This window comes from Streptomyces sp. NPDC000410 (assembly GCF_040300305.1).
Lineage (GTDB): Bacteria > Actinomycetota > Actinomycetes > Streptomycetales > Streptomycetaceae > Streptomyces.
Map to the genome: position 1 here is coordinate 102714 of NZ_JBEPDM010000008.1, position 15590 is coordinate 118303.

Annotated in this window: 8 protein-coding genes; all 8 read right to left on the reverse strand. The window is 71.9% G+C overall.

The genetic code is table 11. From position 1 onward, the window contains the following. Window positions 1-32 precede the first annotated feature (32 nt). Window positions 33-1589, reverse strand: coding sequence for an alpha/beta hydrolase (locus tag ABT342_RS12765; protein ID WP_351571288.1), 1557 nt, complete (start codon window positions 1587-1589; stop codon window positions 33-35). 196 nt (window positions 1590-1785) lie between these two features. Beyond that, entirely contained in the window at window positions 1786-2991 is a 1206-nt protein-coding gene (locus tag ABT342_RS12770; RefSeq protein ID WP_351571291.1) for a DNA polymerase III subunit delta', read from the reverse strand. A 123-nt stretch (window positions 2992-3114) separates the two neighbouring features. Continuing rightward, entirely contained in the window at window positions 3115-6321 is a 3207-nt protein-coding gene (gene tmk / locus ABT342_RS12775) for a dTMP kinase (RefSeq protein WP_351571294.1), read from the reverse strand. Window positions 6322-6484: 163 nt separating this feature from the next. Further along, the gene (topA, locus tag ABT342_RS12780) at window positions 6485-9316 is read right to left on the reverse strand and encodes a type I DNA topoisomerase (RefSeq protein WP_351571296.1); all 2832 of its coding nucleotides are present in this window, start codon (window positions 9314-9316) and stop codon (window positions 6485-6487) included. A gap of 426 nt (window positions 9317-9742) precedes the next feature. Then, the gene (locus ABT342_RS12785) at window positions 9743-9940 is read right to left on the reverse strand and encodes a hypothetical protein (protein WP_351571299.1); all 198 of its coding nucleotides are present in this window, start codon (window positions 9938-9940) and stop codon (window positions 9743-9745) included. 382 nt (window positions 9941-10322) lie between these two features. Then, on the reverse strand, window positions 10323-11867 hold the full coding sequence (locus ABT342_RS12790; protein ID WP_351571301.1) for a DUF7059 domain-containing protein: 1545 nt from the start codon (window positions 11865-11867) through the stop codon (window positions 10323-10325). A gap of 185 nt (window positions 11868-12052) precedes the next feature. Further along, window positions 12053-12784: a small secreted protein gene (locus ABT342_RS12795; protein WP_351571573.1), complete on the reverse strand. Its 732-nt coding sequence runs from the start codon at window positions 12782-12784 to the stop codon at window positions 12053-12055. 226 nt (window positions 12785-13010) lie between these two features. Further along, complete coding sequence (locus tag ABT342_RS12800; RefSeq protein WP_351571303.1) at window positions 13011-15404, reverse strand: sodium-translocating pyrophosphatase; 2394 nt, start codon at window positions 15402-15404, stop codon at window positions 13011-13013. Between the last annotated feature and the right edge of the window lie 186 nt (window positions 15405-15590).

The following is a 15590-nucleotide window of genomic DNA, read 5'->3' on the forward strand; positions in this document are numbered from 1 at the left end:
GGTGCCGGGCCTGTCGGGCAGGTGCGCGGGGGTCAGCACTTCTTGTCGGCCGGTGGGGGTGTGCCCTCCAGGAGGTAGGTGTTGATCGCCGTGTCGACGCAGTCGCTGCCGCGGCCGTACGCCGTGTGGCCGTCGCCGTCGTAGGTGAGCAGGGTGCCGGAGGAGAGCTGGTCGGCGAGGGCCTGGGCCCACTTGTAGGGGGTGGCGGGGTCGCGGGTGGTGCCGACGACCAGGATCGGGGCGGCGCCCTTGGCCTCGATGCGGTGGGGGGTGCCGGTGGCCGGGGTGGGCCAGTAGGTGCAGTTCATGGAGGCCCAGGCGAAGCCCTTGCCGAAGACCGGGGAGGCCTTCTCGAATTCGGGGAGGGCCGCGGTGACCTCGGCGGGGGTGGCGAAGGCAGGGGGCAGGTCGAGGCAGTTCACGGCGGAGTTGGCGGGCATGAGGTTCGCGTAGGTGCCGTCGCCCTCGCGCTCGTAGTACGTGTCGGACAGGGCCAGCAGGCCGGCGCCGTCGCCCTTCATGGCCTGGGTGAGCGCCCCGCGGAGCTGTGGCCAGGCGGCCTCGTCGTACATCGCGGCGATCACGCCCGTCGTGGCCAGCGACTCGGTGAGCTTGCGGCCCTCGCCGGTCGCGACCGGGGCTGCGTCGACGTCGGCGAAGAAGGACTTCAGCCGGGTCGCGGCGTCCGCGGCGGAGGTGGTCCCGAGGGGGCAGTCGGAGCGGCGGACGCAGTCGGTGGCGAAGGACTTGAACGCGGTCTCGAAGCCCGCGGTCTGGTCGCGGTTCAGCTCGCGGGCCGGGAGGGAGGGGTCCATCGCGCCGTCGAGGACCAGTCGGCCGACCCGGGCCGGGAACAGCTCGGCGTAGGTCGCGCCGAGGAACGTGCCGTACGAGGCGCCGACGTACGACAGCTTCTCGTCGCCCAGGACCGCCCGCAGGATGTCCATGTCACGGGCCGTCTCGACGGTCGAGACATGGGGCAGGATCTTGGCGGAGCGCGTCTTGCAGCCCGTCGCGAAGCCCTTGAACGCGGTGCTCAGCTTGGTGATCTCGGTCTGGTCGTCGGGAGTCTGGTCGGTCTGGGTGTACGCGTCCATCTCCTTGCCGCCGAGGCACTCGACGGGCTCACTGCGGGCCACCCCGCGCGGATCGACGGCCACCATGTCGTACCGGGCCCGCACCTGGGCGGGGTAGCCGACGCCCGCGTACGCCTGGAGGTAGCCGACGGCCGAGCCGCCGGGGCCGCCCGGGTTCACCAGGAGGGAGCCGATCCGCTCGCCGGGGCCGGTGGCCTTCACCCGGGCCACCGCCAGGTTGATCGACGGCCCGTCGGGCTTGGCGTAGTCCAGCGGGGCCTTGAGCGTGGCGCACTGGAAGTCGGGCACACCGCAGTCCTTCCAGGTCAGCCGCTGCGAGTAGAACCGCTTCAGCTCGGCCTGCGACGCCGCCGCGGGCGCCGCCGTCCCGGGAGTCCCCGACGCGTCGGATGCCGCCGACGGCGAACTCCCCCCGCTGCAGCCCGAGATGAGCAGGCCCAGGGCTGTGGCGAACGTGATGGCGGAGGTCCGGAGGAGCTGCCTGGTGTCCATCCTGCGAGCGTAGCCCGCCCGCGACGGTTATCGCCTGTTCGTGCTCGTATGAGTGACTCGGGCGGGTTAGCGACAGGGCGGCTCGCAGGGTCAGGGGTGCGGGCGGGTCGGTTCGAGCGTCACGGGCGGGTCCGCCCGTGACGCCACGGGCGGGTCGGACCGTGCCGCCGCGGGCGGGCGCGCCCCGATGGAGACATCAGCCCGTGCGCAGCGCCATCGTCATCGCCTCCACCGCCAGCAGCGGTGCCACGTTCGCGTCCAGGGCCTCGCGGCAGGCCAGCACCGCCTGTATCCGGCGCAGAGTCCGCTCCGGGCCGCTGCTCCCGGCGACCCGGTCGAGCGCGTCCCGCACGTCCTCGTTCGCGAGGGCGATCCGGGAGCCCATCTGGAGTGCGAGCACATCGCGGTAGAAGCCGGTCAGGTCGGTCAGCGCGAGGTCGAGGCTGTCGCGCTGGGTGCGGGTCTTACGGCGCTTCTGCCGGTCCTCCAGCTCCTTCATCGCTCCTGCCGTGCCCCGCGGCATCCGGCCACCCGCCGCCGCGCCGAGGGCGGCCTTCAGATCCTCGGTCTCCTTGGCGTCGATCTCCTCCGACACCTGCTTGGCGTCCTCCCCGGCGGCGTCGATCAGCTCCTGGGCGGCCTTGAGGCAGCCCCCGATGTCCTCGATCCGGAGCGGGAGCTTGAGGACGGTGGCGCGGCGGGCTCGGGCCCGCTCGTCCGTGGCGAGGCGGCGTGCCCGCTCGATGTGGCCCTGGGTCGCGCGGGCGGCGGCCATCGCCGCCTCGGGCTCGATGCCGTCCCGCCGGATCAGCACGTCCGCGACGGCGTCGACCGGCGGCGTACGCAGCGTGAGGTGGCGGCAGCGGGACCGGATGGTCGGGAGCACGTCCTCCAGGGACGGCGCGCAGAGCAGCCAGACGGTGCGCGGGGCGGGCTCCTCCACGGCCTTCAGCAGGACGTTGCCGGCGCCCTCGGTGAGGCGGTCGGCATCCTCCAGGACGATGACCTGCCAGCGGCCGACCGCGGGCGAGAGCTGGGCGCGGCGGACCAGGTCTCGGGTCTCCTTCACACCGATGGAGAGCAGGTCGGTGCGGACCACCTGGACGTCCGCGTGCGTACCGATCAGGCTGGTGTGGCAGCCGTCGCAGAATCCGCAGCCCGGCGCGCCGCCCAGCGCCCGGTCCGGGCTGGTGCACTGCAGGGCGGCGGCGAACGCCCGCGCGGCCGTGGCACGGCCGGAGCCGGGCGGCCCCGTGAACAGCCAGGCGTGCGTCATCTTGGACGCCTCGGGCCGCTGCTCGCCCGCCGCGTCCGCCGTCACCAGCGCGTCGGCGTCCCGCGCGGCGGCGGCGAGCTGTTCCTGGACACGGTCCTGCCCGACCAGGTCGTCCCATACGGTCATGCTGCCGTCACCGCCTTCCGACGTACGAGGTGTCGCTCGTGCCGCTACGTGCCGCCAGGTGCCGCACCGGGTTCCCATTGTGGGGGAGGGGTCGGACAGACCCCGCCCCCTGTGGACAACTCCCTAGCGCCTGCCGTAGCGGCCGTTCTCGTCGTCGCCGTCGTGCGGGCCGAGCAGCTCGTCCGCCAGGGTCGGAAGGTCGTCCAGCGGGGTCTCCTCCGCCCAGTCCGAGCGGCGCCGCAGCCGTCCTTCCTCGTCGACCTGGGGCAGCTCGCGGGTGACGTCGCCCGCGCCGGCGGGCTGCTCGTCCCGGAAGATGCCCGGCGGCACGCGGTCCGCGAGGTTCGCGTCATGAACCGGAGCGACCGGAGCGACCGGAGCGACCGGGCCAGTCGGAGCGGCCGGGCCGGTCGGCGCACCCTGAGCCCCCGAAGCGCCCGGGTCGCCGACCGACGGAAGTACGGCCGTCTCGTCCACCGCGGCCGCCTGGTGCCGATCGTCCCGCACGGGCGGCAGCACCGTCGTCTCGGTGACCTCCGAGCCCGAGCCCGAGCCCGCGTCCCGCACCTGCGGCAGCACCGTCGTCTCCGTGACCTCCGAGCCCGAGCCCGCGTCCCGCACCTGCGGCAGCGCCGTCGTCTCTTCGTCCTGCTTCGTCATGTCGATGCGCGGGCGCGGCGTCTCCACCGTCTGCGTCACATCGTTCGCCCCGGGCACCACCGCCGAGGCGGCGGCCGCGGCCGCGGCGGCCTCCGCCGCCCTGCGCGCCTCCTCCGCACGCAGCAAGGCCTCCTCCGCCTTGCGCTGCTTCTCGCGGCGCCGCTCCTCCGCCTCGGCCCGCAGCCGGGCCTCTTCCTCGGCCTGACGCCGTCGGCGTTCGGCCTCCTCGCGGCGGGTCTTCTCCTCGGCCTCGCGCCGACGCCGCTCCTCCTCGGCCAGCCGACGCGCCTCCTCCGCGCGCTGCCTGGCCTCCTCCGCCTGCCGTTCGGCCTCGCGCTGCCGCGCCTCCTCCAGCTCCCGGCGCTTGCGCTCCTCCTCCTCGGCACGCAGCTTGGCGAGCTGCTCCTGGCGCTCGCGCTCCAGGCGCTCCTCCTCCGCCTTGCGGGCCGCCTCTTCCTCGGCCTTGCGGCGGGCCTCCTCCTCGGCCGCCTTGCGCGCGGCCTCCTGGGCCTTCACCTCGTCCGCGGAGAGCGGCAGCATCTGGTCGAGGCGGTGCCGTACGACCGTGGTCACGGCCTCGGGCTCCTGCCCGGCGTCCACCACGAGGTAACGGCCCGGGTCGGCCGCGGCCAGGGTCAGGAACCCGGACCGCACCCGCTGATGGAACTCCGCCGGTTCCGACTCCAGCCGGTCCGGCGCCTCCGTGAAGCGCTCACGCGCGGCCTCCGGGGAGACGTCCAGCAGCACCGTCAGATGTGGAACGAGACCGTCCGTCGCCCAGCGCGAGATACGGGCGATCTCGGTCGGGGACAGATCGCGGCCCGCGCCCTGGTAGGCGACGGACGAGTCGATGTAGCGGTCGGAGATGACGATCGCGCCGCGCTCCAGTGCCGGGCGGACCACCGTGTCGACGTGCTCCGCGCGGTCGGCGGCGTACAGCAGCGCCTCGGCACGGTGCGACAGGCCGGCCGACGACACGTCGAGCAGGATCGAGCGCAGCCGCTTGCCGACCGGGGTGGCACCGGGCTCGCGGGTGACCACGACCTCGTGCCCCTTGGCCCGGATCCACTCGGCGAGCGCCTCCACCTGCGTGGACTTGCCCGCTCCGTCGCCGCCCTCCAGAGCGATGAAGAAGCCCGTCGGGGACGGGGCCTGCGCCGGGTCCGCGCCGCGCCGCACCGCGTCCGCGAGGTCACGGCGCAGTGGCACACCGGACCGGTCGTCGGTCTTGGCGAGCACGATCGCGGCGACGGGCAGCAGCAGCGCGCCGACCAGCATCAGGGTGAAGGCGGCGCCGCCGTGCGCGAAGACGAAGTCGCCGCTCGCGAGGCGGTGCCGGCCGATCCCGCCGGCGAGCAGCGGGGCGGCGATCGCGCCGAGGCCGATGGCGACCCGGACGACGGCCTGCAGGTGCTCGTTGACGCGGGGGCGCCGGTACTCCTCGGTCTCCAGGTCGATCAGCGCATGCCCGGTGGCCGCGGCGACACCGGCCGCGCCGCCCGCCACCACGGCGAGGAACAGCACGGTCGCGGTGTCCGGTACGAGTCCGACCGCCAGCAGCGCGATGCCGGTGAGGGCCGTCGCGAGGGCCAGCAGCCTACGGCGGGAAAGGGCGGGCAGTACGGACTTGGCGCCCCGGATGCCCATGGCCGTACCGCCGGTCAGCGCCAGCACGAGCAGGGCGAAGGTCACCGGGCCGCCGCCCAGGTCGCGGGCGTGCAGTACGGCGACGCCCGCGGCGGAGGCGATGGCTCCGGCGACCGCCGCGCAGGCGAGGACGAGCAGCGGCACCGCGCCCGTACGCCCCTTGTCGAGCCCGCTGCCCGTGGACGGGCGACGCAGGCCCTCCAGCGGCGAGCGGGGGCGCGGAGTCTGCGTGTCCGGAAGTTCGATGGCCGACAGGACGGACAGGGACGCGGCGAACAGGCCCGCCGCGACGTACGACCCGAGAGCGGCCTGGTGCAGCGAGAACCACTCGATGCCGGAACCGAGCAGATTGCCGATGAGCGTGGCGACGAGCAGCGCGGCGGCCCCGGCGGGGATCACCGCGAAGGACGTACGCAGGGAGAGCCTGCGCAGCGCGTCCTGGTGATCCGGAAGCGGGCGTACCGCCGCGCCCTCCAGGGGCGGCGCGGGCAGCAGCGCGGGCGCGGCGCTCTCCCTGGCGACCGTCCACAGCCGCTCGGCGACACCGGCGACGAAGACGGTGGCCAGCAGGACCGGCAGCGCGCTGCCCGGGGTCCAGTCGATCCACAGGGGGGCGATGACGAGGAGGGCGATGCGCAGGCCGTCGGCCCCGATCATGGTCCAGCGCCGGTCCAGCGCACCGGTGGGTGCCGTGAGCGCGGTCAGCGGACCGAGCAGTACGGCTCCGAAGAGCAGCGTCGCGAGGATCCGGGCGCCGAACACGGCGGCGACGGCGAACGCCGCCCCTCGGTACCCACCCCCGAACGCCTCTTCCGACACCGCCGCTTGGAGCGACAGCACGACCAGCACCAGCAGCGCGAGGGCGTCACCGATGCCGCCGACGAACTGCGCACCCCACAGTCGCCGCAGCGCGGGGACGCGCAGCAGCGACCGTACGGCGCGCTCGCGTGAGTCCGCGGCAAGCAAATCCGCGTCGGGGTATGGAGTGGTGTTCAGGGCCGTTGGCTGCTCGGCTCGCGTCATCCGCCCAGCCTATCCGGAGCGCATCGCTCCCCGGAGGCCATGCCCGAACAAACGCGCGGGGCGAGGGCGCCGGTCTCCGGCCGCCCTCGCCCCGCGTCACCGCACGTGCTCCTCCGTATACAAGGAGACGGTTTCAAGGAGGCGGTTCAAGGAGGCGGTTCTCCTACTCCTCCGAAGACGCCGTCTTCTTGGCGGCCGCCGCCTTCGTCGTGGTCTTCTTGGCGGCCGTCTTCGTGGTCGTCTTCTTCGCGGCGGTCTTCTTGGCCGTCGTCGTCTTCTTGGCCGCGGTCTTCTTCGCCGCCGTCTTCTTGGCGGGTGCCTTCTTGGCGGTCTTCTTCGCCGGTCCCTTGGCGCGCTTCTCGGCGAGCAGCTCGTAGCCGCGCTCCGGCGTGATCTCCTCCACGCTGTCGCCGGTGCGCAGGGTCGCGTTGGTCTCGCCGTCGGTGACGTACGGGCCGAAGCGGCCGTCCTTGACCACGACGGGACGCTCGCTCACCGGGTCCGTGCCCAGCTCCTTCAGCGGCGGCTTGGCCGCGGCCCGCCCGCGCTGCTTCGGCTGGGCGTAGATCGCCAGGGCCTCTTCCAGGGTGATGGTGAAGAGCTGGTCCTCGCTCGTCAGGGAGCGCGAGTCCGTGCCCTTCTTCAGATACGGGCCGTAGCGGCCGTTCTGCGCGGTGATCTCGACGCCTTCGGCGTCCTTGCCGACGACGCGCGGCAGCGACATCAGCTTGAGCGCGTCCTCCAGGGTCACCGTGTCGAGGGACATCGACTTGAAGAGGGAGGCCGTCCGCGGCTTCACCGCGTTCTTGCCGGTCTTCGGCGTGCCCTCGGGCAGGATCTCGGTGACGTACGGGCCGTAGCGGCCGTCCTTCGCGACGATCTCGTGGCCCGTCTCCGGGTCCTTGCCCAGCTCGAAGTCGCCGCTCGGCTTGGCCAGCAGCTCCTCCGCGAGCTCGACGGTCAGCTCGTCGGGCGCCAGGTCGGCGGGAACGTCGGCGCGCTGGTGGCCCTCCGCGTCCTTCTCGCCGCGCTCCACGTACGGGCCGTAGCGGCCGACGCGCAGCACGACGTCGTTGCCGACCGGGAAGGACGAGATCTCGCGGGCGTCGATCGCGCCGAGGTCGGTGACGAGCTCCTTGAGGCCGCCGAGGTGGTCGCCGTCGCCGTTCCCTGCCTCGGCCGCGCCGCCCGCGCCGGTGCCCTCACCGAAGTAGAAGCGCTTCAGCCACGGCACCGCCTGGGCCTCGCCGCGCGCGATGCGGTCGAGGTCGTCCTCCATCTTGGCGGTGAAGTCGTAGTCGACGAGCCGGCCGAAGTGCTTCTCCAGCAGGTTGACGACGGCGAAGCTCAGGAACGACGGCACCAGGGCCGTGCCCTTCTTGAACACGTAGCCGCGGTCGAGGATGGTCCCGATGATCGACGCGTACGTCGACGGGCGGCCGATCTCGCGCTCTTCCAGCTCCTTGACCAGCGTGGCCTCGGTGTAGCGGGCCGGCGGCTTGGTCGCGTGGCCGTCCGCCGTGATCTCCTCGGCGGTCAGCGCGTCGCCCTCGGCGACCTGCGGCAGGCGGCGCTCGCGGTCGTCCAGCTCGGCGTTCGGGTCGTCCGCGCCCTCGACGTACGCCTTCATGAAGCCGTGGAAGGTGATCGTCTTGCCGGACGCGGAGAACTCGGCGTCCCGGCCGTCGGAGCCGACGCCACCGATCTTGACGGTGACGGAGTTACCGACCGCGTCCTTCATCTGGGAGGCGACGGTCCGCTTCCAGATCAGCTCGTAGAGGCGGAACTGGTCGCCGCTCAGTCCGGTCTCGGCCGGAGTGCGGAAACGATCACCCGACGGGCGGATCGCCTCGTGCGCCTCCTGCGCGTTCTTGACCTTCCCGGCGTACGTACGCGGCTTCTCGGGCAGGTAGTCGGCACCGTACAGCTGCGTGACCTGCGCCCGCGCCGCCGCGACGGCGGTGTCGGACAGCGTGGTCGAGTCCGTACGCATGTAGGTGATGAAGCCGTTCTCGTACAGCTTCTGCGCGACCTGCATCGTGGCCTTCGCCCCGAAGCCGAGCTTGCGCGATGCCTCCTGCTGGAGCGTCGTCGTACGGAACGGGGCGTACGGCGAGCGGCGGTACGGCTTCGACTCGACCGAGCGGACCGTGAAGGAGGCGGTCTCCAGCGCGGCCTTGAGGGCGCGCGCGTTCGCCTCGTCCAGGTGCAGCACCTGGCCGGACTTGAGCTTGCCGTCCGGGCCGAAGTCGCGGCCCTGGGCGACGCGCTGCCCGTCGACCGTGGTCAGCCGGGCGGTGAAGGCCGAGGGGTCGCTGGCGTCACCGGCGCGGCCGGTGGAGAACGTACCGGTCAGATCCCAGTACTCGGCGGAGCGGAAGGCGATGCGTTCGCGCTCGCGCTCGACGACGAGGCGGGTCGCCACGGACTGGACGCGGCCGGCCGACAACCGCGGCATGACCTTCTTCCACAGGACCGGCGAGACCTCGTAGCCGTAGAGGCGGTCGAGGATACGGCGGGTCTCCTGGGCGTCGACCATGCGCTTGTTGAGCTCGCGCGGGTTGGCGACGGCTTCGCGGATCGCGTCCTTGGTGATCTCGTGGAAGACCATCCGGTGGACCGGGACCTTGGGCTTGAGGACTTCGAGCAGGTGCCAGGCGATGGCCTCGCCCTCGCGGTCCTCATCGGTGGCGAGGAAGAGCTCGTCGGATTCGGCGAGCTGCTCCTTGAGCTTCCTGACCTGCGCCTTCTTGTCGGCGTTGACGACATAGATGGGCTGGAAATCGTGCTCGACGTCCACGCCGAGGCGGCGGACCTCGCCGGTGTACTTGTCAGGGACCTCGGCGGCCCCGTTCGGGAGGTCGCGGATGTGCCCGACGCTCGCCTCGACGACATAGCCGGGGCCGAGGTAGCCCTTGATCGTCTTCGCCTTGGCAGGCGACTCGACGATGACGAGTCGGCGGCCGCCCTGTGCGGTCTCGCTGGTCGGGGACAACTTCGCTCTTCTCTCCGGTCGACGCTCGGTGGGCACGTACGGCCTTGGCGTACGGCGTACGGGCCGTACTGCCAGTGCTGTCGCTGCGGAGTGTGACGGTACAACCCGCCCCCGTGTCAAACGGCAAAAGCCCGCAACGGCCACTCGAACGGTAACCCGACTCCGGGCATTCCTGCCGCCCGGACTTCCACGTCGGTGTCAGGGCGTGGCAGTCCGGGCGTGGCTCGGACACGCCTCCGGTACGCCCTCCACGGGCTTGCGACACGTCTTCGAGCGCTGCGCGTACCGGGGCCGGTGTCTGCCGGGACGGAGATCGGGCAGCGGCCCGGGTGGCGGCTCGAACCGGTGGCTCAGGCGTGGTTCGCGTGCGGCCCTGGCGCGGTTCGCGTGGGGCCTGGCGCGTACCGGGCGCGGCTCGCGTGCCGCTCAGACGCGGGTGAAGCACCAGACGCCGGCCACGAGGAAGGCGGCGCCGAAGAGCGTGGTGAGAGTGACGGCGGTGGCGCGGTTCACACCGTGCGCGACCGGCGCGCGGTGTGTCACACGTGCTCCCGTCCACACCAGCAGCGCGGCCCCGAACAGCGCGAACGCTGTCCCCGCGAAGATCGCCGGCCCGCTCTCCATGCGCGTCTCCCACTCCTCGGCCCGCTCCCGGGATGCTCCCGCGGCCGAGGCTGACAGCTCTGGGCGTCGCCCACGCGAATTCCCGGTGAACGCGACACGGGGGTTCACCCGGGCGGCGCCGGTCCGCGCCGCTGCCGGAAGGATTCCCTTCGGCGAGCGTCCGTACGCGAGCGCACACGGCGCGGGTCCGGCGGAGCGGCTCCCGGCACACCGGTGGCCGGCGGTGCCGGGCGGCGCCCGGCGGTGCGAACAATGGCCGGATTTATACGGGCTGCCCTCGCCGACGCCCGGTTCCGGAACCCCTCGCTCCGGACCTGGGGGGCGTGGCGCGGATGGTGCGATCGATGCGGTGCGGCGCGCAGGCAGCGCTCGGCGCGGCGGGTCAGCCGCGCTGCGAACCCGCCCACGAGGCGGGCCTCAGGAAGCCCTCCTCCACCAGCAGCCTGATCGCCTGCGGCGTGCGGTCGCGCAGCAGGACCGGGTCCTCGCCGACGAGCTGGGCGATGGCGTCGAGGATCCGGCCCGCGCTGAGCGAGCCGTCGCAGACCCCGGCGAAGCCCGCGGCGACGTGGTCGACCTTCGTGGCGCGCCGCATGCCCCGGTTCTGCCGCAGCACGACGTGCTCCGGATCCTCTGCGCCGGGCAGCCCGACCTGCTCCTGCATCACCTCGTCGGCGAGGACGAAGTGCTCTTCGAGCAGCGCCGCGTCGTCATGCGTCCGCAGATAGTCCTGGCGCTCGAAGTGGTCCCGCACGGTCTCGCCGAGAGGCTGCTCGACGGGGTGCGGCCAGTCCTCGACGACGATCGACGGCTGCTCCGCCCCGGACCCGGACTTCCGGAGCGTGATCCAGCCGAAGCCGATCGCCTTGGTCCGCCGCGCCTCGAACTCGTCCAGCCACGCGTCGTACCGCGCCGCGTACTCCTCGGGAGCGGTGCGGTGGTCACCGCTGTCCCGCAGCCACAGCTCGGCGTACTGAGTCACGTCCTGCACCTCGCGCTGCACGATCCAGGCGTCGCAGCCGCGCGGCACCCAGGAGCGCACCCGCTCCTGCCAGTCCTCCCCTTCCACGTGCTGCCAGTTGGCGAGGAACTGCGCGAACCCCCCTTCGTTCAGCCGTTCCCCCGACTGCTGAACGAGCGAGCGGCACAGATCGTCCCCGCCCATCCCGCCGTCCCGGTAGGTCAGCCGGGCCCCGGGAGAGATGACGAAGGGCGGATTGGACACGATGAGGTCGTACGTCTCCGACGCGACCGGTTCGAGCAGCGAACCCTCGCGCAGATCGGCCTCGGGCGCCCCGGACAGGGCGAGGGTCAGCCGGGCGAACGCCAGGGCCCTCGGGTTCAGGTCGGTGGCCGTGACGCGTGTGGCGTGCTGGGCCGCGTGCAGTGCCTGGATGCCGGAGCCGGTGCCGATGTCGAGCGCGGAGGACACGGGCGTGCGCACGGTGATCCCGGCGAGCGTGGTGGACGCCCCGCCGACGCCGAGGACCACACGCTCGTCCCGGCCGCTCGCCCCTCCGGCGCCGCCGACCGCGCAGCCCAGATCGGAGACGATGAACCAGTCCTGGCCCTCGGGGCCGCCGTACGGGCGTACGTCGACACTCGCCCGTACGCCGTCGCCGTCCTTGACCACCCAGCCGTCGGCGAGCGCGTCGTCCAGCGGCAGCGCGGACCGGGCGTCCTCGTGCACCACGGGCCGTTGCAGGAGGAAGAGCCGTACGAGCGTCTCCAGCGGGGAGTGCCCGCGGGTGGCCCGCAGCGCGGGCACCGTCTCGCTGCGGGCGAGCGCCGCGTACGCCGGCGCGCCGAGCAGGTCGAGCAGCCCGTCCGCGGTGAAGTCGGCGGCGAGCAGGGCGTCGCGGAGTCGGCGGGACCGGTCGGGGGCCGGGAGGTCTGCGGCAAGGCTGGTCGTACTCACGGGCCCCATTCTCACCCGTGCGGCGCGGCCGCCGCCCCTGCCGCGCGCATCCGGCGTCACCCGGGCCGCCCCGATGCGGCCCCGGTGACGCCGGAGCTGATGACTCCTCGTCCTGGTCCCACCGGCCGAGCCCTGGTCCCGTCAGCCAGGCCCTGCTCCCCGCCGACCGGGCCCCACTCCCCGCGGGTCGGGCCCTACTCCCCGCGGGTCGACTTCGACGCGGACGCCGACGCGGAACCCGACGCCACCGCCGAGGGCGGTACCGAAGCACCCGCGGACTTCGACGGTCCGGTGGCGTTCGAGGGCGCGGTCGTCGCCGGCTTCGATGCGCCGGAACCCGGCGCGGGGGAGCTCGGCGTCCCGGTCGGCACCGTCTTCGGCTTGACCTTCTGGCAGCCGGGCTGCTTCGCCATGGCCTGGCCCAGCTCGCCGGACTGCAGCTTGGCCAGCGCGTCCTGGTCGGTCTTCTCGATGTTCTTCAGCCCGTCCGCGACACCCTGCAGGCCGTCCGCGAACTTCTGCTGGTCCTTCGGCTCGAGCGCGTCGATCTGCTTCTTCAGCCCGAGGTAGGACGCCGACGTGGCGGTGAGCTCCTTGACGGCGTCCTGCTGGAGCTTCTCGCCGCCGTCGACCGGCGGCGTACCGGCGTTCTGCACGGCGGCGGCCAGCGCCTTGTTGGCGTCGGCGATGTCCTGGAAGGCCTTCGAGTCGGCGGCCTGGATATCGGCGGGCTTGCCGTCGGCGGCCGTCGAGATGATGGTCTGCTGGGCGTCGGCCCTCTTCTGGATCTGCGGCTGTGCCTGGTCGCAGACGGTCTTGGCCCAGGCATCCACCTTGTTCTCGCCTTCGCCGTCGTCGGTGCAGCCCGACAGCGCCAGCACGAGTACCGCACTACCGGACAGCGCGGCCGCAAGCTTCTTGTTCACCTTCACCGGATCGGTCCCTTCCAAGGCTCTCGGCCCCGGAACATACACGCCAAGTGGGCGACAGCCGCATGCCGGACGTCCGGTACGTAGGCTATTGCAGCCATTTGCACCAAGGGAGACAAGGCTCACGATCCTCATGGGAACGGGCGGACAGCGCGTCAAAGCACGCTGCCCGCCCGCCCTTTGAACACGTCCGGCATCCTGGCGGCACCGGACCGCCGGCGTCCTACGAAACGACCGCCGGGTCAGGTGACTTAGCCTTCCGGTCCGCGGTCCCGCCGTCGTCCACGGCGACGGAACGCCGCTTGGAGACGTACACGGCACCGATGACGACCGCGAGCGCCAGGGCGGCGACCAGGACCCGTACGCCGACACTGGCGTCGTCCCCGTAACTGAACTGCACCACCGCGGGCGCGATCAGCAGGGCCACCAGGTTCATCACCTTCAGCAGCGGGTTGATGGCGGGGCCCGCCGTGTCCTTGAACGGGTCGCCCACGGTGTCGCCGATGACGGTCGCAGCGTGCGCCTCGCTGCCCTTGCCGCCGTGGTGGCCGTCCTCGACGAGCTTCTTGGCGTTGTCCCACGCGCCACCGGAGTTGGCGAGGAAGACGGCCATCAGGGTGCCGGTGGCGATGGCTCCCGCGAGGTACGAGCCCAGCGCGCCGACGCCGAGGGTGAAGCCGACGGCGATCGGTGCCAGGACGGCGAGCAGTCCGGGCGTGGCCAGCTCGCGCAGCGCGTCCTTGGTGCAGATGTCGACGACGCGCCCGTACTCCGGCTTCTCGCTGTAGTCCATGATCCCGGGGTGCTCGCGGAACTGCCGCCGCACCTCGTAGACCACCGAACCGGCCGACCTGGACACCGCGTTGATCGCCAGCCCGGAGAAGAGGAAGACGACCGCCGCGCCGAGGACCAGTCCCACCAGGTTGTTGGGCTGCGAGATGTCCAGACTCAGGTTCATCCCGCCGGCCTTGGCGCCCACATCCGCCACGGCGGTGGCGATCGCGTCCCGGTACGAGCCGAAGAGCGCGGCCGCGGCGAGCACGGCGGTGGCGATGGCGATGCCCTTGGTGATGGCCTTGGTGGTGTTGCCGACCGCGTCGAGGTCGGTGAGCACCTGCGCGCCCGCGCCCTGGACGTCGCCGGACATCTCGGCGATGCCCTGGGCGTTGTCGGAGACGGGCCCGAAGGTGTCCATGGCGACGATCACACCGACGGTGGTGAGCAGCCCGGTGCCGGCCAGCGCCACCGCGAACAGCGCGAGCATGATCGACGTACCGCCGAGCAGGAACGCCCCGTACACACCGAGGCCGATCAACAGCGCGGTGTAGACGGCCGATTCCAGTCCGATGGCGATACCGGCGAGTACGACGGTGGCCGGGCCGGTGAGCGAGGACTTGCCGATGTCGCGGACCGGGCGGCGGGTCGTCTCGGTGAAGTACCCCGTCAGCTGCTGGATCAGGGCGGCCAGCACGATGCCGATGGCCACGGCCACGAGCGCGAGGATGCGCGGGTCGCCGTCGTGGGCCCGGATGGCGGCGTCGGTGACGCCGTCGAGCTCGGCGTACGTGGCGGGCAGGTACGCGTACACGGCTGCGGCCACGAGGACCAGCGAGATCACCGCGGAGATGAAGAAACCGCGGTTGATGGCGGTCATCCCGCTGCGGTCGGCGCGCCGCGGGGCGACCGCGAAGATACCGATCATCGCGGTGACCACGCCGATCGCCGGGACGATCAGCGGGAAGGCCAGACCCAGATCACCGAAGGCGGCCTTGCCGAGGATGAGCGCGGCGACGAGCGTGACGGCGTACGACTCGAAGAGGTCGGCGGCCATACCGGCACAGTCGCCGACGTTGTCACCGACGTTGTCGGCGATGGTGGCGGCGTTGCGCGGGTCGTCCTCGGGGATACCCTGCTCGACCTTGCCGACGAGGTCGGCGCCGACGTCCGCGGCCTTGGTGAAGATGCCGCCGCCGACTCGCATGAACATGGCGATGAGCGCGGCGCCGAGGCCGAAGCCCTCCAGGACCTTGGGGGCGTCCGCGGCGTAGACGAGGACCACGCAGGAGGCACCGAGCAGGCCGAGGCCCACCGTGAACATGCCGACCACGCCGCCCGTCCGGAAAGCGATCTTCATGGCCTTGTGGGAAACGGCCGTCAGATCCTTTTCCGGCTCGCCTTCCGCCGGTGTCGCTTCACGCGCGGCAGCGGCCACGCGCACATTTGCTCGTACGGCAAGACGCATGCCGATGTATCCGGTGGCCGCCGAGAACAGCGCACCCACCAGGAAGAACACCGAACGTCCGCCGCGCTGGGCCCAGTTGTCGGCCGGCAACAGCATCAACAGGAAGAAGACCACGACGGCGAAGATGCCGAGTGTGCGCAACTGCCGTGCCAGATAGGCATTCGCGCCTTCCTGTACGGCAGCCGCGATCTTCTTCATGGAATCGGTGCCTTCACCGGCCGCCAGTACCTGGCGTACCAGCAGCTGGGCAACGATCAGTGCTGCCAGAGCCACCGCGGCGATCACAATGACGATCATCCGGTTGTCGTCGGTGAGTACCGCGGCAGCGAGAGAAGTGGGGTGGTCGGTCAGGTGTGGGTTGAAGAGCCCCGCCATTCGTCCTCCTTGACGCTCAGAGCTCAAGATGTGGACGGATTGTAGGGAGCGGAACCTGATCAAAACAGGGCGCCGTAAATGGAATTGACCTTCAGTTGCTACTCAGCAAATGATCGCGTCCGGAGATTACCCCCGAAAGCGGTAATGGGGCAAAAGCATTGACGCTTGATCAATGATCTAGGTAAA